Source organism: Haloglomus irregulare (assembly GCF_007421925.1).
GTDB classification, from domain to species: domain Archaea; phylum Halobacteriota; class Halobacteria; order Halobacteriales; family Haloarculaceae; genus Haloglomus; species Haloglomus irregulare.
This window is the reverse complement of sequence record NZ_QMDX01000006.1, coordinates 15,104-39,791: the sequence shown is the minus strand read 5'-3', so window position 1 is coordinate 39,791 and position 24,688 is coordinate 15,104. Positions and strand designations below refer to the sequence as shown.

General features: G+C 70.7%; 25 protein-coding genes and 2 pseudogenes. 14 read left to right on the top strand and 13 right to left on the bottom strand.

Annotated features, from left to right (window positions below; all coding sequences use genetic code 11):
- Positions 1–360, bottom strand: a complete 360-nt coding sequence (locus tag DP107_RS10885) for a cupin domain-containing protein (RefSeq protein WP_144262195.1) — start codon at positions 358–360, stop codon at positions 1–3.
- A 140-nt stretch (positions 361–500) separates the two neighbouring features.
- On the opposite strand from DP107_RS10885, the gene DP107_RS10880 reads away from it, so the two are divergent.
- The 5 genes from DP107_RS10880 to DP107_RS10860 all read left to right on the top strand — a co-directional run bounded on the left by DP107_RS10880 (position 501) and on the right by DP107_RS10860 (position 5,180).
- Positions 501–1,586, top strand: a complete 1,086-nt coding sequence (locus DP107_RS10880; RefSeq protein WP_144262194.1) for a DHH family phosphoesterase — start codon at positions 501–503, stop codon at positions 1,584–1,586.
- A gap of 54 nt (positions 1,587–1,640) precedes the next feature.
- The gene (gene tgtA, locus DP107_RS10875; RefSeq protein WP_144262193.1) at positions 1,641–3,161 is read left to right on the top strand and encodes a tRNA guanosine(15) transglycosylase TgtA; all 1,521 of its coding nucleotides are present in this window, start codon (positions 1,641–1,643) and stop codon (positions 3,159–3,161) included.
- A 120-nt stretch (positions 3,162–3,281) separates the two neighbouring features.
- On the top strand, positions 3,282–3,623 hold the full coding sequence (locus tag DP107_RS10870; RefSeq protein ID WP_144262192.1) for a hypothetical protein: 342 nt from the start codon (positions 3,282–3,284) through the stop codon (positions 3,621–3,623).
- Between the two features lie 57 nt (positions 3,624–3,680).
- Positions 3,681–3,923: a hypothetical protein gene (locus DP107_RS10865; protein WP_144262191.1), complete on the top strand. Its 243-nt coding sequence runs from the start codon at positions 3,681–3,683 to the stop codon at positions 3,921–3,923.
- A gap of 531 nt (positions 3,924–4,454) precedes the next feature.
- A complete protein-coding gene (locus DP107_RS10860; protein ID WP_144262190.1) occupies positions 4,455–5,180 on the top strand; it encodes a sporulation protein in 726 nt (241 codons plus the stop codon).
- Positions 5,181–5,208: 28 nt separating this feature from the next.
- On the opposite strand, the gene DP107_RS10855 is transcribed toward DP107_RS10860, so the two are convergent.
- Positions 5,209–6,507: an MBL fold metallo-hydrolase gene (locus DP107_RS10855; protein ID WP_144262189.1), complete on the bottom strand. Its 1,299-nt coding sequence runs from the start codon at positions 6,505–6,507 to the stop codon at positions 5,209–5,211.
- A 254-nt stretch (positions 6,508–6,761) separates the two neighbouring features.
- Here DP107_RS10855 and DP107_RS10850 point away from each other — a divergent pair, with 254 nt between their 5' ends.
- On the top strand, positions 6,762–7,190 hold the full coding sequence (locus DP107_RS10850) for a hypothetical protein (protein WP_144262188.1): 429 nt from the start codon (positions 6,762–6,764) through the stop codon (positions 7,188–7,190).
- Between the two features lie 9 nt (positions 7,191–7,199).
- Here the strand turns inward: DP107_RS10850 and DP107_RS10845 are convergent, their stop codons facing one another.
- The gene (locus tag DP107_RS10845; protein ID WP_144262187.1) at positions 7,200–7,493 is read right to left on the bottom strand and encodes a DUF6360 family protein; all 294 of its coding nucleotides are present in this window, start codon (positions 7,491–7,493) and stop codon (positions 7,200–7,202) included.
- A gap of 51 nt (positions 7,494–7,544) precedes the next feature.
- The gene (locus tag DP107_RS10840) at positions 7,545–8,000 is read right to left on the bottom strand and encodes a universal stress protein (RefSeq protein ID WP_144262186.1); all 456 of its coding nucleotides are present in this window, start codon (positions 7,998–8,000) and stop codon (positions 7,545–7,547) included.
- Between the two features lie 106 nt (positions 8,001–8,106).
- Between DP107_RS10840 and DP107_RS10835 the strand changes: the two genes are divergently transcribed.
- Positions 8,107–8,973 (top strand): aldo/keto reductase, encoded by an 867-nt coding sequence (locus DP107_RS10835; RefSeq protein ID WP_394348540.1) that lies wholly within the window; start codon positions 8,107–8,109, stop codon positions 8,971–8,973.
- Positions 8,974–9,047: 74 nt separating this feature from the next.
- Here DP107_RS10835 and DP107_RS20040 read toward each other — a convergent pair whose 3' ends face one another.
- Positions 9,048–9,215 (bottom strand): hypothetical protein, encoded by a 168-nt coding sequence (locus DP107_RS20040; protein WP_185977270.1) that lies wholly within the window; start codon positions 9,213–9,215, stop codon positions 9,048–9,050.
- Between the two features lie 138 nt (positions 9,216–9,353).
- Here DP107_RS20040 and DP107_RS10830 point away from each other — a divergent pair, with 138 nt between their 5' ends.
- Both DP107_RS10830 and DP107_RS10825 read left to right on the top strand, forming a co-directional pair.
- Complete coding sequence (locus DP107_RS10830) at positions 9,354–9,686, top strand: hypothetical protein (protein WP_144262185.1); 333 nt, start codon at positions 9,354–9,356, stop codon at positions 9,684–9,686.
- A 74-nt stretch (positions 9,687–9,760) separates the two neighbouring features.
- Entirely contained in the window at positions 9,761–10,444 is a 684-nt protein-coding gene (locus DP107_RS10825) for an MBL fold metallo-hydrolase (RefSeq protein ID WP_144262184.1), read from the top strand.
- Positions 10,445–10,606: 162 nt separating this feature from the next.
- On the opposite strand, the gene DP107_RS10820 is transcribed toward DP107_RS10825, so the two are convergent.
- From DP107_RS10820 to DP107_RS10790, 7 genes and pseudogenes are all read right to left on the bottom strand, one after another.
- Positions 10,607–11,023, bottom strand: a complete 417-nt coding sequence (locus tag DP107_RS10820; protein ID WP_144262183.1) for a CBS domain-containing protein — start codon at positions 11,021–11,023, stop codon at positions 10,607–10,609.
- 75 nt (positions 11,024–11,098) lie between these two features.
- A complete protein-coding gene (locus DP107_RS10815; protein ID WP_144262182.1) occupies positions 11,099–11,380 on the bottom strand; it encodes a hypothetical protein in 282 nt (93 codons plus the stop codon).
- Positions 11,381–11,512: 132 nt separating this feature from the next.
- A pseudogene (locus tag DP107_RS10810) lies at positions 11,513–11,785 on the bottom strand (ArsR/SmtB family transcription factor); the annotation flags it as partial.
- 67 nt (positions 11,786–11,852) lie between these two features.
- Entirely contained in the window at positions 11,853–12,389 is a 537-nt protein-coding gene (locus DP107_RS10805) for a fasciclin domain-containing protein (RefSeq protein WP_144262180.1), read from the bottom strand.
- A gap of 101 nt (positions 12,390–12,490) precedes the next feature.
- Positions 12,491–12,811: a DUF7126 family protein gene (locus DP107_RS10800; RefSeq protein WP_144262179.1), complete on the bottom strand. Its 321-nt coding sequence runs from the start codon at positions 12,809–12,811 to the stop codon at positions 12,491–12,493.
- Positions 12,804–13,721 (bottom strand): glutamine-hydrolyzing GMP synthase, encoded by a 918-nt coding sequence (gene guaA / locus DP107_RS10795; RefSeq protein ID WP_144262178.1) that lies wholly within the window; start codon positions 13,719–13,721, stop codon positions 12,804–12,806. Before guaA ends, DP107_RS10800 begins: the two co-directional genes overlap by 8 nt.
- Positions 13,721–15,391, bottom strand: a complete 1,671-nt coding sequence (locus DP107_RS10790; protein ID WP_144262177.1) for a CTP synthase — start codon at positions 15,389–15,391, stop codon at positions 13,721–13,723. Before DP107_RS10790 ends, guaA begins: the two co-directional genes overlap by 1 nt.
- A gap of 229 nt (positions 15,392–15,620) precedes the next feature.
- Between DP107_RS10790 and msrB the strand changes: the two genes are divergently transcribed.
- Positions 15,621–16,025: a peptide-methionine (R)-S-oxide reductase MsrB gene (gene msrB / locus DP107_RS10785; protein ID WP_144262176.1), complete on the top strand. Its 405-nt coding sequence runs from the start codon at positions 15,621–15,623 to the stop codon at positions 16,023–16,025.
- Between the two features lie 516 nt (positions 16,026–16,541).
- On the opposite strand, the gene DP107_RS10780 is transcribed toward msrB, so the two are convergent.
- The gene (locus tag DP107_RS10780; RefSeq protein WP_144262175.1) at positions 16,542–17,645 is read right to left on the bottom strand and encodes a helix-turn-helix transcriptional regulator; all 1,104 of its coding nucleotides are present in this window, start codon (positions 17,643–17,645) and stop codon (positions 16,542–16,544) included.
- Positions 17,646–17,837: 192 nt separating this feature from the next.
- Between DP107_RS10780 and DP107_RS10775 the strand changes: the two genes are divergently transcribed.
- The 4 genes and pseudogenes from DP107_RS10775 to DP107_RS10760 all read left to right on the top strand — a co-directional run bounded on the left by DP107_RS10775 (position 17,838) and on the right by DP107_RS10760 (position 24,442).
- Positions 17,838–19,619: a hypothetical protein gene (locus tag DP107_RS10775; protein ID WP_144262174.1), complete on the top strand. Its 1,782-nt coding sequence runs from the start codon at positions 17,838–17,840 to the stop codon at positions 19,617–19,619.
- A 98-nt stretch (positions 19,620–19,717) separates the two neighbouring features.
- A pseudogene (locus DP107_RS10770) lies at positions 19,718–20,619 on the top strand (MBL fold metallo-hydrolase).
- A gap of 61 nt (positions 20,620–20,680) precedes the next feature.
- Entirely contained in the window at positions 20,681–22,669 is a 1,989-nt protein-coding gene (locus DP107_RS10765) for an NAD-binding protein (protein WP_394348539.1), read from the top strand.
- A gap of 78 nt (positions 22,670–22,747) precedes the next feature.
- Positions 22,748–24,442 (top strand): aldehyde ferredoxin oxidoreductase C-terminal domain-containing protein, encoded by a 1,695-nt coding sequence (locus DP107_RS10760; RefSeq protein ID WP_144262172.1) that lies wholly within the window; start codon positions 22,748–22,750, stop codon positions 24,440–24,442.
- Positions 24,443–24,688 lie beyond the last annotated feature (246 nt).

Sequence of the window (24,688 nt, the reverse complement as noted above, 5' to 3'; positions counted from 1 at the left end):
TCAGTCCGCGTTCGTCTCGCCGTCGGGCGCCCAGTCCGGATCCGGCCGCGGCGGCGCGAACGTGTCGACCCCCACGACCGGCTCGTCGCCGTCGTTGACGGCGCTGTGGGGTTCCGCCCCCGGGATGGCGTACGAGTCACCCGGCCCGACGGCGTACGTCTCCCCGCCGACGGTGAACGTCAGCGTCCCGCTGACGACGTAGCCGGTCTGCTCGTGGTGGTGGTCGTGCTCGGGGACCTCGGCCCCCGGTTCGATGCGGAACCGCTGGACACTCATCTCCTCGCCGGCCGCGAGCTGCGTGAGATGGACCCCCGGGACGGCCTCGACGGCCCGCCGGTCCTCGTCGGCGACGTGGTGCATACCCGGAACACGCTCCGGGCGGCCGTAAATCGTCGGGCGTGCCGGTGGCCGCCGCGACCGGGCGCTCCCCGCCCCGTCCACCCGCCGGACCGTCCAGCGGGAACCGCCCGTTTGATACCGCTCGGCCCCCTCACGACGGTATGGACGACGCGCTCATCGACGACGACGATCTCTCGCTCTCGCGGAAATCGGTCCTGCCGGGCGAGGGGTTCTTCATCCCCGACTCCGTCGACGAGGCCCGCGAGACGGCCGAGGCCCGCGAGGCCATCGTCGGCGCCACCACCATCGTCATCGCGGACCCGGACGCGGACGGGCTGGCCTGTGTTGCGCTCTGCCGCGAGGCGTTCGGCTCGGCCGCCCTGCTGCCGGCCGGCCCGCACGAGATCGCCGACGCGCTGGCTCACGTCGCCGAGTTCGCCGACCCCGAGGCCCGGGTCGTGGTCTGTGACCTCTGTCCCGACGGCGAGGCCGACATCGCGCCGCTGGGCGACGTCGCCGCGACCCACGAGGTCAGCTGGTTCGACCACCACCAGTGGAACGACGACCTCGCGGGGCTCGTCCGCGAGGCCGGTGTCGACCTCGTCGTCGGCCCCTCCGACGAGGTGTGTTCGGCGGACGTGGCGCTCGAGGAACTCGGGGTCGACGCGGAGCGGTTCGCCGAACTCGCCGCCGTCACCCGGGACCACGACCTCTGGCTCCGGGAGGACCCCCGGAGCGACGACCTCGCGGACTACGCCTACTGGAGCGACCCCGAGGCGTACGTCGAGACGGTCCGGGAGCACGGCGCCGACCTGCCCGCCGAGGTGGAGGCGTCCCTCGCCGAGCGCCGCGTCGAGAAGGAGGCGCTCATCGAGCAGGCCGTCGAGCGCGGCCGGGTCGTCGAGGTCAACGGCTGGACCGTCGGCGTCACCTACGGCCGCTGCTCGCAGAACGAGGTCGCCGAGGCGTTCCGCGAGCGGGGCGCCGACGCCTCCGTCGTCGTCAAGCCCTCCGGCTCGGCCAGCATCCGCGGCACCGACGAGTTCGAGCGCTGCCACGAGGTCGCCGGCCAGGTCAACGGCGGCGGCCACCCGAAAGCGGCGGGCTGCAAGCCCGACATCTACGACGACATGCTGGACTACGCCCACCACTGGACGACGCGGGGTGCGGTCACGAAGCAGGTCATCCTCGACGCGTTCCGGGCGCTGGACCCCGAGGCCGACGGGGGCGTGGAGACGGAGCGATAGCCGGGCACACGGCGACACGCAACCCTTACCGCCGCGCCCGCCACAGACGGACTAATGACCGACGTTTTCGAGGTCCGCCGGTGGGACGGGGCGGGCCGTCTCGGGAGTCTCGACGTGCCCCGGGCCGGCGTCACGGTGGAGACGCCGGCGCTGATGCCCGTCGTCAACCCGCATATCCGGACCGTCGCGCCGGCCCGGATGGCGGACCTGGGCGCGCAGCTGCTCATCACGAACGGCTACATCCTCTACGAGAGCGAGGACTACCGCGAGCGGGCGCTCGAGGAGGGGCTACACGAACTCTACGACTTCGACGGCGCCATCGTCACGGACTCGGGCTCGTTCCAGCTCTCGGTCTACGGCGACGACGAGGTGGCCATCGACACCCGCGAGATCCTGCGGTTCCAGTACGACATCGGCTCGGATATCGGGACGCCGGTCGACATCCCGACGCCGCCCGAGGCCGACCGGGAGCGGGCCGCCGCGGAGCTGGCGACGACCCAGGAGCGCATCGAACTCGCGACCGACCTCGAGCTGGGCGAGATGCTGTTGAACGCGCCCGTCCAGGGCTCGACGTACCCGGATCTGCGCGAGCGGGCCGGCGCCGACGCTCGCGCGACCGGCGCCGACGTGTTCCCGGTCGGGGCGGTCGTCCCGCTGCTGAACGACTACCGCTACGCCGAGGCCGTCGAGGCGTCGCTGGCGGCGAAACGCGGGCTCGGGCCGGCGGCGCCGGTCCACCTGTTCGGCGCCGGCCACCCGATGACGTTCGCGCTCGCGGCCGCGGCGGGTTGTGACCTGTTCGACTCGGCCGCGTACGCGCTGTACGCCCGCGACGACCGCTATCTCACGGTCCGCGGGACGGAGCACCTGGCCGACCTCGACCACCTGCCCTGCCCGTGTCCGGTCTGTGCCGAACACGGGGCCGAGGGGCTGCAGGCGCTCGACGAGACGGCCCGGGAGCGCCAGCTCGCGGAGCACAACCTGCACGTCTCCTTCGCCGAGGTCCGCCGGGTCCGGCAGGCCATCCGGACGGGCGACCTCCTCGAGCTGGTCGAGGCCCGTGCCCGCTCGCACCCGACCGTGCTGGACGGCTATCGCGCGCTCCTGGACCACGCGGACGCCCTCGAACGGACCGACGCGGCCGGCAAGGACGCCTTCTTCCATCTATCGGCCGAGAGCGCCCGCCGGCCGGAGGTCCGGCGCCACCACGAGCGGCTCGCCGCGCTCCCGGTCGAGGGCGAGGAGGTGCTGCTCTCGGAGGGTGACACCAACGACTCCTACGACGAGACCTGGCGCGTCGTGCCGCCCTTTGGCCCGTTCCCGCGGGCACTCTCTGAGACCTACCCGCTCACCGCCGAGGTCCCCCAGCGGACGGACCACGCGGCACAGCGGGCCGCCGCCCGCGGCGTGACCGCGCTCGCCGAGGCCAATCCGGAGGTCGCGTTCACGCTCGCCCACTGGGACTGGCCCGAGAGCGCGCTCGCGCCGCTCCCCGAGGACGTGCGGACGACGCTGCTGGGTCCCGACGAGGCGGTCGGCGACCACGGAGCGGAGGACGGGACGACGGGCGAGTGAGCCGGAGCACGGCCGGACACCCAACACACCCCCGGTCAGCGACATGAAGCCGGCCTCCGCCCCGAACACGGCCGTCCGCGAGCGACGAGCCGTTAAGTCCGGGGCGGGCGAAAGGCGCCCGTGGACCCAGACGACTTCGAGGAGGCGCTCGCCGCGTCGTTCGACGCGGCCGCCGGCGAGCGACGCGCGGTAGCACGCATGGCCGCCGACCTCGCGGTGACCGGCCGCTACCGGGAGGTGGCCGAGCACGACCTCACGCCCGAGGTCGTCGCCGAGAACCTCCGGGACGCCCCGGACGACGGACTCGCGTCGAAATGGAACTGGTGGCTGGGGGCACTGGAGCTGGCCTTCGGCCGGCGGGACCCGACCGGCGGGTTCGCGGAGTTCCAGGTCCGCCGGTACGAGACCGACGCGGGCGCGGCGACGACCGGGGACGAGGACGGCTCGCCGGACGGGGAGTGACCCGGACATCAGTCGCGGGCCGAAGCCTGAAATGGGGGGGTACCGTACAGGGACATAATGCCAACTTTCGAAGTGCAGCTGCCGGACGACCTGTACGCGCGGTTCCAGCGAATCGCCGAGAGCGAGTTCATCTCCGAGGGCGAGGCCTACGAGGAACTCATCGGGATGGGACTCGACGCGTACAACATCGAGGAGGACGACGCCGAGGTCGGCCTCGCCGACGAGTACGCCTCCGAGATGTGGGACACCGCCGAGGACCCGGCGGACATGAGCGAAGAGGGCGACGAGCACACCTTCTAGCGCGAGCTCTTTTCGGCGGCGGGTCGGCTTATCGCCCGGCCTGTGGCCGGCCGTCTGTGGCAACCGGCTAGCGGCTACGCCACCGGCGAATAGATTGCGGCCTGCGGTCACAATCCGCTTGCCGAAAAAACGTTCAAAAGCCGCCGTCTCGCTCGATCGGGCGGCCGAGGACCGGCCCGACACTCGCTTGAGGGTGCTACGGGGTCGGACGCCTCACGTCAGCTGGCTCCATCGAGGGAGACGGCGGTGCGGTAGACGACTTCCATCGGACTCGGGTTCGGCGGGGATGGGGCTCCAGCCCGAACCTCCTCGGAGTTCGTCTCCAGCAGCGGTCGAATCGTTCGTAGGCACGGTTCGCGATGGATGACCCAAGCACCGACTGACTGCATTCGGATTCTATTGCCCGGATTATCGACGAAAGAGATAGATGGTTCGATAAGTTCAGGTTTTTTGAACCAGATACAGCGATAAATAACCAATCCTGAGGGAGGGTAAAACACTTCATGAAGGCGATCACAGGTTCACGTGGTCATGAAGAAGGTCCTCGCGACAGTCGGCATCGGCAACGCGACCGTGGACACCGTGCTCGCCTCCGAGACGGTTCGACCGGGGGAGACGGTCGACGCGGAAGTCCGGGTCGAGGGGGGCAACGCCGAGCAGGAGGTCCGCCACATCGACCTGGAGTTCGAGACGTACTACCACACCGAGGACGGTCGCCGGGAGGGGACCGTCGACACGGCCCGCCTGACCGACGGGTTCACCGTCGAACCGGACGGGTCACGGACCATCGATACGGCCGTCGAGATCCCGTGGGGGACGCCGCTGACGATGGGTGGCGTGGACGTGTGGCTGGAGACGGAACTCGACGTGACCGGTGTCGACCCGGAGGACAAGGACTACCTCGATGTCCAGCCGACCGACCGGATGCAGGCGGTTTTCGACGCCGCGGAGTCGCTCGGCTGCTCGCTCCATACGGCGAAGAACGAGGAAGTGCCGGGATGGGGCAGCAACCGCTTCGTCCAGGAGTTCGAGTTCCGACCGAGCGGCGGCCCGTTTCGGGGTGACCTCGACGAACTCGAACTCATCTTCGATCCCGGGCCCGACCGGCTGACTGTCCGGGTCGAGGTCGACCGCCGGGGCGGCCTGCTCTCCGAGATGGCCGACACGGACGAGCGCAAGGCCTCGTTCACCGTGACGACCGCGGACGCCGGCGGCATCGAGCGCGACCTTCGGGAACTCATCGAGCGACACACCTGAGTCGACACGGAACCGCCTCGGCGGCCACTCAGACGGTCACCGTCTCGCCGAGTTCGGGCGCGGTCGCCTCGTACCCGTCGGCCCGGAGTTCCTCGGCGAACGCCGCACAGCGGTCGCCGTGGTTGATAAGGACGCGATCCCCCCGGTACTCCCCTAGGAATTCGAGCAGCCCCTCCCGGTCGGCGTGGGCGGAGAAGTCGTACTGCTCGGTCCGTGCGGCGACCGGCATCACGCGGCCGTCGATCTCGGCGCTGCCGGTCTCCAGCAGGTCCCGGCCGGGCGTCCCCTCGACCTGGTAGCCCGTCATGGTGATCTTGTTCGTCGGGTTGCGCCGGATGGCCGGGATGTACGACATGGCGGGCCCGCCCGAGAGCATCCCGCTGGTGGTGACGATGGCGACGTTCTGGTCGGCGATGCGCTCGCGCTGTCCGTCCCGGCCGCCCACGAACCGGGCGTGGGACTTGGCCCGCCGGAGCGCGTCGGCGTCCCGGACGTAGTCGGGGTAGCCCCGCAGCATCCGGGTCACCTCCTGACCCATCCCGTCGACGTAGCAGGGGATGTCGTGGGCCTCGCAGACGAGCAGCAGCTCCTGGGTCCGGCCGATGGCGAAGGCCGGGACGACGACGGTGCCGCCCTCGTGGAGCGTCGTCCGGACGCTCTCGGCGAACCGCCGCTCGACCGCGCCCCGGGGCTCGTGGGCCACGTCGGAGTAGGTCGACTCGCAGACGACGACGTCGGCGTCCGGCCGGGCCGTGGTCCCGGCGACCAGCCGCTGGCCGCGCAGCGGGTTCCCGTCACCGTCCGTGCGCCGCGACCGCCCGCCCCGCCGGGCGGGGTCGCCGGTCGCGACGTGGAAGTCGCCGGTGTACAGCAGCCGCGTCTCGCCGTCGTCGACCAGCACGTGCGCGCTCCCGGGGATGTGGCCGGCGTCGAAGAAGGTGACCTCGTAACCGGCGGCCTCGAACGGCTCCCCGTAGCCGTGCGGGACCTCCACCTCGCCGACCCGCTTCAGGTCGGGTTCGGTGAACGGGCAGCGGTGGCTCCCGCCGTGGAGTTTGAGCGTGTCCCGCGCGAGCGTCAGCGCCAGCTCCCGGGTCGGCGGCGTCCAGTGGATGGGCGGGCGGTCGCGACCCGACAGCAGCGCCGGGACCGCGCCCGCGTGGTCGAGATGGCCGTGCGAGACGACGACGGCCTCCGGGTCGACCGACCCCACGGGGAACGCGGGCGGGGTGTCCGTCTTCATGCCGTAGTCCAGCAGGAGCCGCCCGTCGACGAGGACGGCGCTCCGGCCGACCTCGCCCGCGCCTCCGAGGAACTGGAGTTCCATACTCCGTTCACGGCCCGTGGTCGCTTCCCTCCGTCGGTCCGCGGTTCGTGACACATCCGCGGCCGGTCCGCGCGTCCGGCGCGGTTCGACGCTCCGGAGCGCGTATCTCTCGGCAATCGGTGGTATCGTGCCGAAACCCGTCGAAAAGGTGGATAATACGGCCCGTTGCGGCGCTACGCCGTCGAGGGCCGGCGTATCCCGGTCTCCACCGAGCGGGGCGAGCCGTTATACCGCTGCACGCGGAATGGTACCGTATGGCACGAAGCGAACAGCCATCCGACACGGGGCTCACGGCAGCCGAGCGCGAGGCGCTCCACCTGCTCGGGTTGGGGCTGGAGCACGCGGATCGTGGCTTCGGGTCGCTCGTGACCGCACACCACCAGTTCGGGCGCGCGATGGACCGGTTCGACGCCGCCCGCGAGCAGCTGCGGGCGGCCGGCCACGACGAACTCGCCGCCCACCTCCGGGACGCCATCCTCCCGGCGGGCGCGGTCGGCGACCGCTGGACGTACGAACTCGTCGACGACTGCCGGGACGGGTTCCTCGCGGAGATCGTCGCGGCGGAGGCGGCCATCCGGGAGGCGCTCGCCGACGGGAAGCGACACGTCGCGGAGCAGCGCCAGCAGCGCGACTGGCGCGCCCGCGCCGAGAGCGAGGCGTGGCGCGAGCCCTCCCGGGAGTGACCGGCGGGGTCAGTCCTCGGCGTCGGCCTGCGCGGCCTCGACCGTGTCGGCGTGCTCCTCCAAGTCCGCGGCGATGGACCGGGCCTGTTCGGGCGTGAGTGTCACCGTCTCGGCGTGCGCCGGCAGCTCCGTCAGCTGCGTGTTGTCCAGCTCCAGCTGCAGGGAGACGTGGTCAGGGTTCTTGCGCGGCGACGTGACGTTCAGCGTGGCGTACGCCTCCTCCTCGAACTCGTGGCCCTCGGCGACCGCGTCCACCAGGTCCAAGGTGGTGTACGCGTTCACCGTCATGAGTCGGTCGACCATACCCACTGCAGGCGTCGGGCGGGCGTAAGCGTGGCGCCACCGGGCGGCCGGTCAGACCGAGACGTCGGCGCCGTCGGTCCCGTCCGGGCCGGCGCGCTCGCCGCGGACGGTCAGCACGGGCCGCTCGCAGGTCCGGACGACCGTCTCCGCGACGCTCCCGAGCACGAACCCGCCGGCACCACCGCGACCGCGGGTCCCCAGGGCCACGCCGTCGGCCTCGACCGTCTCGGCGTACGCGACGATGGCCTCGGCGGGGCGCCCCTCGATGACCTCGGTCGTCACGTCGACCCCGCCGGGGGCCTGCTCGGCGACGGTCCGGGCGGCCGCCGCGGCGCGCTCCGACCCCGCCTCCCCCTCCTCGGCGGGGGCGGCGCCCGCGCGGTCGGTATCGACCACCGACACCGCGTGGACGGACGCATCGAACCGGCGGGCGACGTCCAGCGCCGTCCTGACGGCGCGGTCGCCGCTCTCCGAGCCGTCCGTCGCGACCACCAGCAGGTCGAACATACGCGAGGGATGACACGCCGGCGGCTAAAACCCGGCGGGTCCCGACTCCCGGCCTCGCCCTCCCCGTGCCGGCAGCTATTCCCCGCGCCCGGCCCCAGTCGCCGCCATGACCGACACGGACATCGGGACCGTCACGGTGCAGGGGGTCGAGCTCCCGCGGCTGGGGCTGGGCACCTGGCGACTCACCGGCGACGACTGCCGCGAGGCCGTCGGGACGGCACTGGAGCTGGGCTACCGCCACATCGACACCGCGCAGGTGTACCGGAACGAGCGCCAGGTCGGCGACGCGCTGGCCGCGAGCGACGTCCCCCGGGATGACGTCTTCCTCACCACCAAGCTCGGGCCGGAGCGCTCCTACGACGACGTCCTCCGGACGACCGAGGAGAGTCTCGCCCGCCTGGGCACGGACTATCTCGACCTGCTGTTGATCCACTGGCCCAACGGCCGGCCGCCGGGGTCGCCGCCGACCCCGTTCTCGTCGGCGCCGGGCCACGGGGAGACGCTCCGTGCGATGAACGAGCTCGTCGACCGCGGAACGGTCCGGCACGTCGGGGTCTCCAACTTCGATATCGACCTGCTGGACGAGGCCCGCGAACTGAGCGATGCGCCCGTCCTCACCGACCAGGTGCAGTACCACCCGTTCTGGGACCAGCGGGAGCTGCTCGCCTACTGCCGGGTCCACGACGTGCTGCTGACGGCGTACTCGCCGCTGGGTCACGGCGGCGTGCTGGACGACGCGGTGCTGGAGCGGATCGGCCGCCGCTACGGGAAGACGCCCGCGCAGGTCGCGCTCCGCTGGCTCGTCCAGCAGGACGGGGTCGCGACCATCCCCAAGGCCACGAGCCGCGAGCATCTCGAAGCGAACATGGTGGTCTTCGACTTCGAGCTGACAGAGGCCGAGATGCGGGAGATCCGCCGCCCATCGAAGTACGAGACGCTGAAAGGGTTCCTGAAGGCCCGCGTGACCGGGTAGGCGGCCGGTACGAGGCCGGTGGGTTCACCTGGGTCATCAGTTCGACCGGCAACCTCGGCCGGTTCGACTGACGCTCACTCCGCGAAGTAGCTCGTGAAGAAGCCCGAGAGGAACGCGGAGAGGGCGACCGCCAGCAGCAGGTCGTCGGTGCTCAACTCGTCGCCGTCGGTCCCGTACGCGGTGATCGCGACGCTGATAGCCGTCGAGATGACGCCGTTGACGAGATGCTTGGTGAATCCCATATCGGGCCTTCGGGCGGCCCCGACAAACCGTTTCCGGGGGCGTGTCGACCCATCGCCGACCCCGGTCCCGGCGCCGGGTCCGGCCGAGAGCGACCGCCCGCGTCGAACGCTTATGTCCGTCCGGGCCCGACATCCGACGTGACTGACTCGCCCGACGGCGACCGCCCGGGGCGGACGGGGCTCCCGGACGGCGTCGAAACGACACCGGTCGCCGGCATCCCGGTGCCGACGACCTGTGCCGACCGGGTGGACCCCGCGGCAGTTCGGGCGGCCGTCGCCGCCGTCGAGGAGCACGGGGTCCGCGAGTTCTGGGTCTCGCCCTCCGGCGGGCTGAAATGCCGCGTCGGCAGCCGCCGGCCGGACCGCGTCCAGCGGTCGCTGCGGGACGCCCTCGCCGCGGCGGGACACGGCGTCACCGACCACGGCGTGCGCCGCGGGTTCCGCCGACTGCGGGTCGACCTGACCGACTGACCGCCCGACTGGGACGGCAGGGCCCGCCGCCCGTGATGGGTAGACCCTTACCGAACCCCCGTCTACCCGCCGGCATGCTCGTACACCTCCGGGGGGCCGTCTGGCAGATCGACTGTGGCGGGGTGAACGCATACCTCGCCGACGCCGACGTGCTGACGCTGGTCGACACGGGGACCCCGTGGCACGGCGCGACCGTCCGAACCGCCATCCGCGAGGCCGGGTTCGAGGTGGCCGACCTCGGCCGTATCCTGATCACCCACTACGACATCGACCACGTCGGCTCGCTGGCGTCGCTGGCGGCCGAGACCGGCGCGACCGTCCACATGGGCGCCGCGGACGCCCCTTTCCTCATGGCCAAGGAGCAGCCGCCCGGGCTCACGCTGAAGGGCGCGATCCAGCGACTCACCGACCCGTTCGTCGACCGGCCGGCGACCGACCCCGAACTGATGGCCGACGGCGACGAGGCCGGCAGCTTCGTCGCCTACCACACCCCCGGCCACACGCCGGGTCACACGGCCTACGTCAGCGACGCGCTCGACGCGGCGTTCGTCGGCGACCTCGTCGTCGAGGACGAGGGCGAGCTGGCGCCCTCCCCGTGGTTCATCTCATACGACACGGAGAGCGTCCGCGAGTCGATCCACGACCTCGCGGACCGCGCCCCCGCGGTCGACGTGCTGGGGATGGGCCACGGCGTCCCCTTCGTCGAGGCGGGCTCCGTCCGCCTCGCCGAACTCGGCCAGCGCATCGAGGCACGGTAGCCGCCGTCGAGGCGGTCGCGAGCCGCGAGCGCGCTGACGCCGGCCCGACAGGTGATGGGCGCGGTCGTCAGGCCGCCCGGGCTGCCGCCCTGGGAACTGGCAACACGCATCCGCCGGCGGGCCGACCCGATGTGGCCCCGCGCCGAGACGGCGCCGTCGTCGTCAGTCGAACGCCGCGAGCACGTCGTCCAGGCTCTGGGCGAGTTCGTGGGCCACGTCGGTCGTCGTGACGATGCCGACGGGCTCGCTGTCGACCACCGGGAGCCGCTTCACCCCGGCGTCGGCCATCCGGTCGCAGGCCGTCTGCACTGTGTCCGACGGCGCGACCGTCGTCACGTCCTCGCTCATCAGCCGTGCCGCGGTCAGCCGCGTCGGGTCGTGCCCCGCGCCGACGCTCCGGACCACGTCCGACTCCGTCACGATGCCCGTGACGGCGCCGCCCTCGGTCACGACCAGCGACCCGATCTCCCGCTGGCGCAACATCGCCGCGACGGTGTCGGCGGGCGTGTCGGGGTCGACGGTCTCGAGCGGCGTGCTCATCAGTTCACGGACGGGCCGGTCGGTTGTCGCGGTCTGCATCGCTTGTGGCATGGTAACTCTTCGGGACAGTATAAATCACGCGAACACCTGTAATATTTGCCGGCGGCCGCCGGCTCAGTCGAGCGTGACGTAGGTCAGGAACGCGATCCCGACGAACTCCAGCACCTGCAGGTACATCATCGGCCGGACCGCCGCCAGGGGAAGGCTGATGGCCGTGAGGTAGTAGTAGAGCGCGAGCAGGTTCTCCGCGAACAGGAAGCCGGCGAAGACGAGCGTCCCGAGGGTGTGTTTCGACCGGATCTGCAGGTAGTTCCGGCCCCAGACCGCGCCCAGCGCCACCAGCAACAGCAGGTTCACGCCCGCGGCGACGCGAGCCACGTCGAGCATCAGGCTCATCGGCCGCCCACCTCGTCGCCGGTCGCGTTCGTGTCGGTCTCGGTCATGGTATCACTCCGGGCCCCCGTCGGTCGCGGCGTCCGTTCCCGTCTCGGCCCCTGTCGTCCCCAGCCCCTCGACCGGCTCCACCTCGTCCAGCTGGTCGAGGATGCGCTCGACGGTGTCCCAGTTGTCCCGGGCCCGGTGGGACGGGAGCCAGACGGCGCCGTACTGCTGGTCGGTCGACCGCACCACGTCGTTCTCCTCGAGGACCTCCAGATGGTGCTCGATGGTCTTGTAGTCGAGGTCCAGCGCCTCCGCGAGCTGGTTCGCGTTCCGCGGCCGGTCGTCGACCGCCCGGAGGAGTCTGGCCCTGTTGGGGCCGCCACGCGTCCCCGCGAGGACCTGCCAGAGCACCGCCTCCATCAGGTGTGTGAACGTCCGTCACCGTGGTAAAACTTCCCGCCGACGCAAGGGTTGGGCGGTTCGGTCCTCAGGGGAGCAGGACACCGTCGATAGCGTGGATGATTCCGTTCGACGCTTCGATGTTCGTGGCGACGATGTCCGCTTGGTCTCCGTTCAGATCGGTGCCGTCCACGTCGATGAGTTCGCCGTTCAGCGTGGGAATCTCGTCGGAGGTGGTTACCGATTCGGCGTCCCGACGCCCGGGAGCCACGTGGTAGCTGAGGATTTCGGTCAGGGATGCGCCGACCACCGCCTCGAAGTCCACGTCCCCAACGTTGTCTGCCGTGACGCCCAGCTCTCCGAAGGCGTCGTCCGTCGGCGCGAACACGGTCAGTTGTCGGTTGCCGCTGAGCGTGTCGACGAGGCCGGCCTCCTGCACGGCGGCCACGAGCACGTCGAACCCCTCCGCCTCGAAGGCGACGTCCACGATGGTGTCGCCCTCGCTCGGCGGGCCTCCCTCGCCCCCCGGGGCCGCACTCGCAACGCCCACGCCCCCTGCGAGGACCGCCGTTCCCGCGCCGATGCTCTTCAGTACCGTCCGTCGGTTGGTGAGTCGGTCCGACATCGACTGGTTATCTAGTCCAAACGCATTTATGATATTTTCCAGAACACGGCCAGTTCGGGGCCAGAACGGTCCCAAATGTCACCGATAGCGGGTAATGTTGCCTACGACAGCTCCTCGGCGACGGCCTCGGGCCCCAGCAGCGCGGGGTCCATCGCGACGACCTCCTGGCCGCCGACGAACTCCGGCAGCGAATCGGGGGTGTAGGCCACGACCCGCACGTCGGGGTTCAGCTCGCGGGCGAGCGGGATGGCCGTCGCCAGCCCGACGTCGGTGAGGACGAACAGGTCGGCGTCGACGATGGCGGCGTCCTGCAGGTCGTCGCGGGCCGCCGTGCCGGCCGCCCGCCTGACGCTCACGCCCTGCTCGACGAGTGCCTCCCCGAGCCCCTCCGGGTCCGTCCCGGCGATGACGGCCTCACTCATACTCGATGGTGGCCGGGGGTTTGTGCGTCACGTCGTAGACGACGCGCGAGACGGTCTCGAGCTGGCCGGTGACCCGTGACTGGATACGCTGGAGCGTCTCCCAGTCGATCTCCTGGGCGCGGGCGGTCATCCCGTCGCGGGACTCGACCGACCGGACCGCGACCACGTGGCCGTGGACGCGGTTGTCGCCCTTGACGCCCGTGGCGCGGCCGAGGACGGCCGCGAACGCCTGCCAGGGGTCGTACTCCTCCAGTTCCGCCTCGACGACGTGGGTCGCCTCGCGGGCGACCTCGACCTTCTCCGCGGTCACCTCGCCGACGATGCGGACGGCGAGGCCGGGGCCCGGGAACGGCATCCGCTCGGAGATGATGGCGTCCAGCCCGAGTTCGCGGGCCACCTCCCGGACCTCGTCCTTGTAGAGGTCCCGCATCGGCTCGACGATGCGGTCGAAGTCGACGGCGTCGGGCAGCCCGCCGACGTTGTGGTGGGACTTGATCGTCCCCTCGGACTCGATGCGGTCCGGGTAGATGGTGCCCTGGACGAGCACGTCGGCGCCCTCCTCGCGGGCGACGGTCTCGAACTCGCGGATGAACTGCTCGCCGATGGCGTGGCGCTTGGCCTCGGGGTCGGTCACCCCCTCCAGCGCGCCGAGGAAGCGGTCCTCCGCCTCGACGATGCGCAGCGAGTCCATGTAGGCGAACGTCTCGCGGATCTCCTCGGTCTCGCCCTTCCGCATCAGCCCGGTGTCGACGTAGACGGGCGTGAGCTGGTCGCCGACGGCCTCGTAGGCCAGCGCCGCGGCGGTGGAGGAGTCGACGCCACCCGAGAGCGCGATGATGGCGTCGTCGTCGCCCACCTCCGCCTCGAGCTCGGCGACGGCGTCCGTGATGAACTGGTCGACGTCGACCATCAGGCGCTCACCCCCTCGCGCTCCTCGCGACTGTCCGGCGCGCCCCCCCGCGCGACGGCGGCATCGAGCAGGCCGACGAACGGCGGCGACGCCCGGCCCGGCCGCGACCGGAACTCGGGGTGGAACTGTGTCCCGACGAAGTACGGGTGCTCCTCGCGCGGCAGTTCGAGGATCTCCATCCGGTTGGCGGCGGTGCCCGAGAAGACCAGGCCGCTCTCCTCCAGCCGCTCGATGTACTCGGGGTTGACCTCGTAGCGGTGGCGATGCCGCTCCGTGCAGCTGTCGGCGCCGTCGTAGAGCGCCGCGGCCAGCGTCCCGGGCTCGATATCCGTCTCGTGGGCGCCCAACCGCATCGTCCCGCCCATGTCCTCCACCTCGTACTGCTCGGGCAGGATGTCGATGACGGGGTGTGGTGTGTCGTCGTCGAACTCCGTGGAGTTGGCGCCGGCCAGCCCGCAGACGTTGCGCGCCTGGTCGATGACGGCCATCTGGAAGCCCAGACAGAGCCCGAGGAAGGGGAGGTCGTGCTCGCGAGCGTAGCGGATGGCCTCGACCTTGCCGTCCGTCCCGCGGGCGCCGAACCCGCCGGGGACGATCAGCCCGTCGGCCCGCTCCAGCCGGGCGCGGTGTGCCTCGTCCATGTCCTCCGTGTCGACCCAGAGCACCTCGACGTCGACGCCGTGTTCCAGCCCGGCGTGCTTCAGCGCCTCGTGGACGCTCATGTACGCGTCCTCGAGGTCGTACTTGCCGGCGAGCGCGATCTCGACCGTGCCCGAGGTGTCGCGGGTGACCAGCTCGCGCCAGCGGTTGGCCCGCTCGGCCTTCGGCAGCGCCTCGTCGGCCAGGCCGAGCCGTTCCATCACGTACTGGTCCAGCCCCTCCTCCTCGACCATCAGCGGGACGTGGTAGATGTCCGCCACGTCCGGGTTCGAGAACACCGCGTCGGTCGGCACGTCGCAGAACAGCGCGATCTTCTCCTTCACGTCGCTCTCCAGGCGGTCCTCGCAGCGCCCGACCAGGACGTCCGGCTGGAGGCCGATGGAGCGGAGCTCCTTCACGGAGTGCTGGGTCGGCTTCGTCTTCTGCTCGCCCGTCTGCGAGTAGGGGACGAGCGTGACGTGCGTGAACAGGATGTCCTCCTCCGCTTCCTCGTGGGCGAACTGGCGCAGCGCCTCCAGATAGGGCATCCCCTCGATGTCGCCGACGGTGCCGCCGACCTCGACGATACACACGTCGTGGCCCGCGGCGGCCTCGCGGATGCGCCGCTTGATGTCGTCGGTGATATGGGGGATGATCTGGACGGTCTTGCCCAGGTAGTCGCCGGCGCGCTCCTTCTCGATGACGTTCTTGTACAGCTTCCCGGTCGTGACGTTGTGGTCGAAGGTCATGTCGATGTCCAGGAAGCGCTCGTAGTTCCCGAGGTCCAGGTCGACCTCGCCACCGTCCTTCAGCACGTACACCTCGCCGTGCTGGTACGGGTTCATGGTCCCCGCGTCAACGTTGAGATAGGGGTCGATCTTGACGGCGGTCACGTCGAACCCGGCGTTGGCGAGGAGGCGACCGGTCGAGGCGGCCGTGATTCCCTTGCCGAGCCCGGACATGACGCCGCCGGTGACGAAGACGAACTTGTTCCCCAGGGTGGGGTCGTACTCCGCGGGCCCTGTCGGCATACCGACGGTCCGCAAGGGCCGGGCAAAACGGTTACGGAGGGGTCGACGGTGTGTGACTCCCTCCCGGAACGCCTGTCGCCTCCGGGCCGGAACTGGGCGTTCGTGGATCGCTCCCTGCGAACACGGTCGCGGTATCGGCCCGTCGGCTCGTGTCGCCCCCGACTCGTGCCTGCCCGCCCGGACCGCGTGCGGGGGAAACGGGCAAAAGGCCGCAACACCAACTGGAGGTATGAGCGAGTCAGATACCCGGGACCTGCCCGAAACCGACGAGGAGTGGCGCGAGGTCCTCACCGAGGAGGAGTACCGTGTCCTCCGGGAACAGGGCACCGAACCGAAGTTCTCCAGCGACCTGCTGGATGTGAAGGGCGACGGCAGCTTCGACTGTGCGGGCTGTGGCGCCGAGCTGTTCGACGGCGATACCAAGTTCGGCTCCGGCACGGGTTGGCCCTCCTTCTACGACGCCAACGAGGGGGCCGTCGAACTCCGCGAGGACCGCAGCCACGGGATGGTCCGCACGGAGGTCGTCTGTGCCGAGTGTGACGGCCACCTCGGCCACGTCTTCGACGACGGCCCCGACCCGACCGGCAAGCGGTTCTGCATCAACGGCGTCGCGCTGGAGTACGAGGACGAGTGAGGATATAAGGGTAACATCGGACGAGAGTCCCCGGTATGTGCCTTATGACAGACATGATACAGTAATAGGCCGCATTATTCCATCGGCTCCGCCGGAGCCGATGAGGTCGGCTACGAAGCCCTCGCGCTCTCGACTCCGGGCCTCGCTGCGCTCCTCACTCGCGCTGTTCGCTGTAGTGCTTGCCTCATCAGGGACCGAACCCGCACACCCTTCGATTCCGTCAGGGCCCCTGTTCCCCGTCGAGCGTCTGCTCGCGGGGGGTCCGACCGGGCAGGGCGTCCACACACCTCTCCGCGCTCGCGCGCTCTCCGCACCGGCCGGCCGATGGTCCACGGGCCGAGCGCGCGTGCTGAGTGGCCCGCGAACTCTCGCGACCCGAGGACGGGCAGGGCCACAGTGCGCCTCCACGGGCCACGCTCCTGATGGACCCGAAGGGCAAGCGCGCGAGGGCTCCGAAGGGACTCCCGTCGTCGCACCCGCTATCGTCACCGCGGGAGGTCCGATGGCCACGTCCGCTCACTCCTCGTCCGTCAGTCGGACCACGTTCTCCCGGCCGATACGGACCCGCTCGATGACGCCCTCGTCCTCCATGTCCGACAGCGTGCGGGAGGTCTTCGAGGCCGACCAGCCGAACGCCTCGGCGACCTGCTGCTGTCTCATCCGGCCGTCGGCCTCGGCCAGCCGCTTCCGGACCCGGTCGGCGTCGCTGAGTGGCTCGTCCGGGACGGCACTGGCCGCGCCGGCGTCCCCGCCGGTCGTCGCTTCCGCCTCGGACGCGCCCCGACGGCGGTAGGCCAGGCCCGCGGCGAGGAGGGCGCCCGCGAGGAGCGCGAGCCCGCTGACGGGGTAGTACCACGGGACCCCGTCGGCCCCGCCGGCGTCGTTCACCACCCCGTCACCCGCCGCCCCGCCGTCGGTCGCCCCCGGTACGAACGCCGCCTCCGGGCGGCGGTCGGCGAACGAACGCGGGCCCTGCCAGGTGAGGCGGCCGCCGTCGCTGCGGTCCGGCGCCGGCTCGGCGCGAGCGACCGTGTAGCCGGCCGGCGCGACGAGCGTCAGGGTATCACCCGAGGACAGCAGGAACCCGCCGACGAAGACATCGCCGGCGGCCACGCCGTCGGCCGTCGGCCGCGCGAACCCGCGCCAGGTGAACGAGTAGGTGACGACGCCGAACCGGCGCGGGAGCTGCCGGACGCTCGTCGAGGCGGCGAAGCCGGTCGCGGTCATCGACCGGCCGGTCGCGTTCTCGGCGTTCGCGACCGTTCCGCGGATGCGCTGGCGGAACGGGTCCAGATAGCGCGCGGTGTCGTTCCGGAACCGGTCCTGGAACCGCCGGTAGGCCTCGACCGCCGAGTCGTTCGATAGTCGCGTCCGGGTCCGGACCGTCCAGCGCGCGCTCCCGTTGGCGTACACCCGGACCCGCGTGACGGTCCCGTCGGCCGCGGGCTGGTCCTGGGCGGTCGCCCGAGCATCGACCACCCCCGCCGCGTCGGCCGTTCCGACCGTTTCGGTGGTCGCCTGCCCGGCCGACCCGGGGGCGGCCGGCACAACGGCACCGGGGCCGGCCGCCGACACAACTGCAACGAGCATGAACCAGCCCAGCGCGCGACCAGTCGGCATCGCCTTCCCGTACTCCAGTGAGGGACAAAAGCGGCGTGGCCGACCGCGGTATTACCAGAGGGCATTACGGGTTCTCCTGTGGCTATCGGGGCGCTTGCGGTCGCTGCAAACGTCTGCAAACGTCCGGAACGGCCACGAAGGGTCGGGAGCGTCTGCCGGCTTGATGTGGGCTCCGGCGGAAGGGTGGGGTGTATGAGAGACGCTACACGACTGCTCGTGACGCTGCTGGTGGCCGTCGGGCTCGCGCTGCCCGCCGGCGCCGCTGCGGCGGTCACGGGCGGGCAGAGCGCGGTCGGCGCGACGGACGCGGCGACACAGCAGTCCGGCAACTCGACGGTGAACGTCACCGCGGGCGCACAGCTGTCGACGGTGCTCGCGGTCACCGAGTCGGAGGTCGACGCCGAGGTGAACGAGACCGCGTTCGAGATCGAGTACGAGTCCGCGGACGAGGAGGCCCGTGCCGAGGCCATCGCCGAGCGTGCCGAGGCGCTCCGCGAGCGGGCCCGGGCCATCAGCGAGGACTACCGCGAGGCCACCGAGGCCTACCGCGAGGGCGAACTCACGCGTGACCAGTACGCCCAGCGGCTGGCCACGCTGAACGCCCGCGCGAACTCCGTCGTGAACGGCTACGACCGGCTACAGGAGCGCGCCGGCGCCGTCTCGGCGCTGGAGCTGGAGGCCGTCGGCTACAACGGGAGCGCGGTCCGCGAGACCGTCCGGAGTCTGGACAACGTCTCCGGCCCGGGGACGGACGCCCTGCTCCAGCGGTTCACCGGCGAGACCCGCGGTGAGGTCGAGGTCGAGACGGCCAACGGGCTCTCGGTCAGCGTCGAGCGCGAGGACGGGGAGCGCTCCCGCGAGTTCGAGCGCCCCCGCGACCGCGACCGCTCGCTGACGGTGGACCAGTCCGACGCGCTGGCGACCGCCCGTGAGTCCCTCTCCGAGACGAACGGGAGCTGGACCCTGCAGAGCGCCGCCGTCGACCGCGGCAACGGCGCCTACCGGTTCAGCTTCACCCTGGACGCGAACGGCTCGACCGGCGCGGCGACGGTCGCCGTCGACGGCTCCTCCGGCGAGGTCTTCTCGCTGGAGGAGGAGATCGAACGGACGGACGACGAGGACGAGGCCAACGAGGCGGAGCCGGAGGACGAGGAGGAGGAGGATGACGGCGAGGAGCGCGAACTGGCGCTGCTGGTCACCTCGGGCGACGTCGGTGCCAACGAGACCATCACGGTGCGGGCGCTGGCCGACGGCGAGCCCGCGACGGACGTGACGGTCCTGCTGAACGGCGAGCCGGTCGGGACGACGGACGCGAACGGCACGCTCGACGTGACCCTCCCCGCCGGCGGCGAGGTCGAGCTGACCGCCGGCGACGAGGGCGAACTGGAGTTCGACCTCGGCGGCGAGGAGCGCTCCGAGGCCGTCCGCATGCTCGCGACGAGTGCCAGCCTCGACGACGGAACCGTGACCGTCACCGTCGACTACGACGGGAGCCCGGTCCGGAACGCGACGGTGTACGCCAACGACGAGGCGGTCGGGACGACCGACGCCGGCGGGGCCACGAGCTTCGCCCTCGCCGACGACACCGAGGAGCTGGAGCTGGAGCTCGTCAAGGGCGAGTTCGAGGCCGAGCTCGAGTACCGGGTCGACAACGGGACGCTGACCCTCGTCGAGAGCGAGCACGAGGGCGATGGCGACCATGTCGGTGAGGAGGCGGACGATGACGGGACGGAAGACGAGGAGACCGAGGCGGATGACGACGGGACGGAAGACGAGGAGACCGAGACGGATGACGACGAGATGGAGGGCGAGGAGACCGAGGATGGAGAGGAGGCGGAGGATGAGGAGACCGAGACGGACGACGACGGGGTGGAGGATGAGGAGACCGAAACGGACGACGACGGGGTGGAGGACGATGACGACACCGACGACGAGGAAAGTGACGACGACCGGACGACCGAGACCGAGGACTGACGCGCTCGGGGGGTCCACGGCGGCGTGTCCCGAGCTCGTGTGCGGCTCGGCACGCGCCCAGCGACCGAACTGAGACGGAGCCCGGCCCGCCTTCGGGCATGGCCATCGGTGACGTCGCCCCCGTCGAGACGGTCCCGGACTGCTACTACGTCGACACGGGGATGTACGACACCCCGAACTACGGCGCGGTCTACATCGACGACACCGAGCGCCCGGCGATGATCGACACGGGCATCGGCACCGACCGCGACCTCCTGCTCGACGCACTCGACGAGATCGGTATCGCCCGCGAGGAGCTGGAGCTGCTGCTCCCGACCCACGTCCACCTCGACCACGCGGGCGGGGCGGGCTGCCTGGCGACGGCGTGCCCGAACGCGGCGGTGCTGGTCCACGAGCGGGGGCCCGCCATCTCGTCGACCCCGAGCGGCTGTGGGCGGGCACGAGGGCGGCGGTAGGCGAGCGGATCGACTACTACGTCGAGCCGGTGCCGGCCCCCGACAGCCGCCTGACCCAGCTAGTCGACGGGAGCGAGGTGGACCTGGGCGACTGCCGGCTGGACGCCTACGAGGCGCCCGGGCACGCGCCCCACCAGCTGGTGTTCCACGACGACGCCGCCGAGGCGGTGTTCGCGGCCGACGCGGCCGGCATCTACGTCCCCCGGATGGAGCGCATCGAGCCGACCTCGCCGCCCGCCGACCTCGACTTCGAGGGCTGTATCGAGGACGTGCGCCTGCTCCAGCGCATGGGCCCGGAGACCATCTGTTACGGGCACTTCGGCCCGGTGCCGGCCGGCGACCGGCTCGTCGAGTACGCGGACACCCTCACGGACCGGGTGGAGGCTATCGCCGAGGCCCGCATCGACCCCGCGGACGACGAGGCCGTCGTCGGGCGCACGGGGATGGACGCGGTGTGGAGCGAGCGGAAGGCCCACGCCGAGACCAGGGTGAACGTCCGGGGGGTGCTTGGCTACCTCGACCGCCGCGAGGCGGGGACGGCGTAGCCCACCCCGTCGTCGCCCGGGCGCAAGTCACGGGACTTAACCAACCTCCGGGTGTCGAGCAATGCGTATGGCAGCCGGCACGAACACTGGGCTCTACCTCGTCGCGTCCATCATCGGCATCGGCGTGGTCGCACAGGTACTCGCCGACCGCTTCGAGGTACCCAGCATCATCTTCCTCATCGGCGCGGGCATCGCCCTGGGTCCCGAGGGGCTGGGGCTGGTGACCCGGTCGACGTTCGGCGGGGCGCTACCCTCCATCGTCGGCCTCGCGGTCGCCATCATCGTCTTCGAGGGGGCGTTCCATCTCCGGCTGCAGAAGTTCCGGGAGACGCCGGCGGCGACCACCCGGCTCGTCACCATCGGTGCCGTCATCGCACTGGTCGGGACGGCGGTCGTCGTCCGGTTCGCCTTCGCCGACACCTCCTGGGAGTTCGCCTTCCTCATCGGCGCGCTGCTGGTGGCGACGGGCCCGACCGTCATCACGCCCATCATGGAGGTCGTCCCCGTCCGCGACCGGGTGGAGGCGGCCCTCGAGACGGAGGGCATCGTCAACGACGTGACCGCCGCCATCCTCGCGGTCGTCGTCTTCGAGGTCATCGTCACCGGCGGGTCGACCCCCGCGGAGTTCCTCCGCCTGTTCATCGAGCGACTGGGGACAGGGATGGTCATCGGGACGGTGGTGGCCGTGGTGCTCTACTACGCGCTCCAGTACGTGGACCTGTCGCCGGGGAACGCCCCGCAGAACGCCCGGCTACTGGTGCTTGCAGGGGCGCTGGTGGCGTTCGCGGCCGCCGACTTCGTCTTCTCCGAGGCCGGCGTCGCTGCGGTCGCCGTCGCCGGCATCGTGCTCGGCAATCTGGACGTCCCCTACGAGGAGGACATCTCCGAGTTCAAGGGCGACGTCACGCTGCTGGTGCTCTCGTTCGTCTTCATCGCGCTGGCCGCCTTGCTCCGGTTCGAGGACCTGCTCCGGCTCGGGGTGGGCGGCATCCTCGTGGTGGTCGCGGTGGCGCTGGTCATCCGGCCGGCGCTGGTCTTCATCTCGACGGTCGGCGACCGGTTCACCTTCGGGGAGCGGGTCTTCATGAGCTTCGTCGGCCCGCGGGGGATCATCCCCGCGTCCGTGGCGACGCTGTTCGCGGTCGAACTCGAATCGGAGGCCGCCACGCTGCGGGCGGAGGCGGCCGAACTCGCCGGCGGCGGCGCCGAGGCCGGGACGGTCTGTACCAGCCCGCCCGCCGGCGCGACGACGGAGCTGTGTGCCGAGGCCGCGACGCTCGCGAGCGGCTCGACGCTGCTGGTCGGTACGGTGTTCCTGGTCATCCTGGCGACGGTCGTGCTCGAGGGCGGCCCCGCCCGGAAAATCGCGGAGTTCCTCGAGGTGATACCAATGCGTGTAATCGTAGTCGGCGGCGGCCAGGTGGGCCGAACCCTGGCCGACCGCCTCGAAGACAGAGGGGAGAACGTCGTCCTCGTGGAGGTCGACGAGGACGTAGTCGAGACGGCGCGCAACGAGGGCCACACGGTCCACATCGGCGACGGGACGGACACGGAGGTCCTCCAGGCCGCCGGCGCCGACAACTGCCGCATCCTCGTCGCCGCCACCGGCGACGACGACGCCAACCTCCTCATAGCACAGCTCGCGAAAAGCAAGTTCGAGATCGAGACGGTGATGGCCCGGGCGAACAACCCGGGCAACGTCGAGGCGTTCGAGGACCTCGGGGTCCGGACCATCTCCTCGGCCGTCGCCACGGCCCAGGCGATGGACAACGCCATCGAGCGGCCGGCGCTCTCCCAGTGGATGGGCGAGCTCGGCCGGACCGGCGACGTCCAGGAGATCGAGATCACCGCCGACCGGATGGTCGGCCGGACCGTCCAGGACGTGGGTCCGGAGCTCCCGGGCGGCGTCCTCATCGCGCTGGTCGCCCGGGACGGCGACACCCGGGTGCCCGACGCCGAGTTCGTTCTGGAGCAGGGCGACCGCATCACCCTCATCGGGAACCGCGACGCCGTGCGCGAGGCGATGCGGTTCTGCCACCCCGACGAGTAGCCCGACCCACAGTTGGCATGAACCGACCCGGCTTCCGCGGCGCACGTTTTATGACCGCGGGACCGCACCCCTGAAACGATGATTCACAATCGTGGCCCACTCCTCAGTATCGACGTCGGGGAGCGGACGGCCGAGACGGAGTCGATCGCCGAGGTGAACGAGACGTTCATGGGGGGCCGCGGCGTCGGCACCAAGCTCGCCCACGACCGCATCCCGTTCGACGCCGACCCGCTCGGGCCGGAGAACCGGCTCGTCTTCGCGATCGGCCCGCTCCAGACCTCGAACACCTCCTTCACCGGCCGGATGTCCTGCACCGGCCTCTCGCCGCTGACCGACGGGCTCCTCTCCTCGAACGCCGGGGGCTACATGTCCCGGCCGTTCGCCGCCACGGGGAACGCCGCCGTCGAGATCGCGGGCGCCAGCGACGACCTCGTCGGCGTCCACGTCACCGACGAGGGCGTCGAGTTCGAGGCCGTCGACGAGCTGGCGGGTGCGACCACGAGCGAGACGCTGGAGCATATCGAGGACGCACACGGGCTGGACGAGGGCCACACCGCCATCGTCGGCCCCGCCGGCGAGAACGGCGTCCGGTTCGCGAACATCATCACCAGCGAGTCCCGCGCCTTCGGCCGCGGCGGGCTGGGCGCCGTCCTCGGGGCCAAGAACGTGAAGTTCCTCACCTTCGACGGCGACTCCGCGCCCGAGATCGAGCTGAACGAGGAGCTGGGCGCCGAGATCCACAAGGAGGCCTCCACCTCCGGCAGCCCGATGAAGGACGCCGGGACCGTCTCCGTCTCGGACTACGCGAACGCGGTGAACGCGCTGCCGACCCGCTACTTCGAGGACCGGTCCTACGAGCATCTCGACCAGATCGGGTCGGGCGCCGTCATGGAGCACAAGTACAAGAAGGGGACCTGCTCGTCCTGTGCGTTCGCCTGCAAGCTCCCCACCAAGGACGAGGCGTCCGGCATCGTCACGGAGGGGCCGGAGTACGAGACGATGATGTCGTTCGGCTCCAACGCCGACAACGACGACTTCGTCGCCATCATGGAGGCCAACCGGGCCTGCGACGAGCTGGGGCTGGACACCATCTCCTGCGGTGACGTCGTCTCGGCCTACCTCAAGAGCGAGGGCGAGTTCGGCAACGATGAGCTGATGGTCGAGACCGTCGAGCGGATCGCCCATCGCGAGGGCATCGGCGACCGGCTCGCCGAGGGTATCGACCGGGTCCACGACGAGCTCGGCGTCGAGAACTGGAGCATGAAGGGGATGGAGTTCGCCGCCCACGACGGCCGCGCGCTGAACGGGCAGGCCCTCTCCTTCGCCACCGCCAACCGCGGCGCCGACCACATGTACGCCGAGATGTACCAGTTGGAGTACCCGCTGGTCGCCCCGAACGAGGCCCTGGACAAGGAGGGCGTCGCGGGCAAGTCCGAGCACCTCATCGAACAGGAGAACAAGAACGCCGTCCACGACTCGGGGGTGCTCTGCAAGTTCGCCGCCTCCAGCTTCGACCACGAGCGCTACGAGGCCCTGTTCGACGCCTCCTGGGCGGAGCTGATGGAGCTGGGTAGCCGGGTCGTCGAACTGGAGCGGCATTTCAACTCCAGGCGCGGCTTCGACCGTGCCGACGACAACGACCTCCCCTACGAGATGGAGGGACTCGAGGACGAGCTCACCAACTACTACGACCTGCGCGGCTGGAACGAGGACGGCACCGTCCCCGACGTGAACGTCTCCGGCAGCGGCGGCGCGACGCCGGCCGACGACTGACACGAGCTTTTTTACGCCTCGGGCTTCCTCGCGGCGCCGTAGGCGCCGCTGCGGGAGCCACCCGGCGTAAAAAACGTTCAGAAAAGAGGCCGCTCCTCGCGCCTGACGGCGCTCGGAGCGGAGAACCACGCTCGCTCCGCTCTCGCGGATGCAGTACAGTTATATACTGAAAATACGCGATATTATATATTCAAATTCGGATTCAACTATTTGTTTCGGGCAATAAATAACTCTTTATCCAGTGCA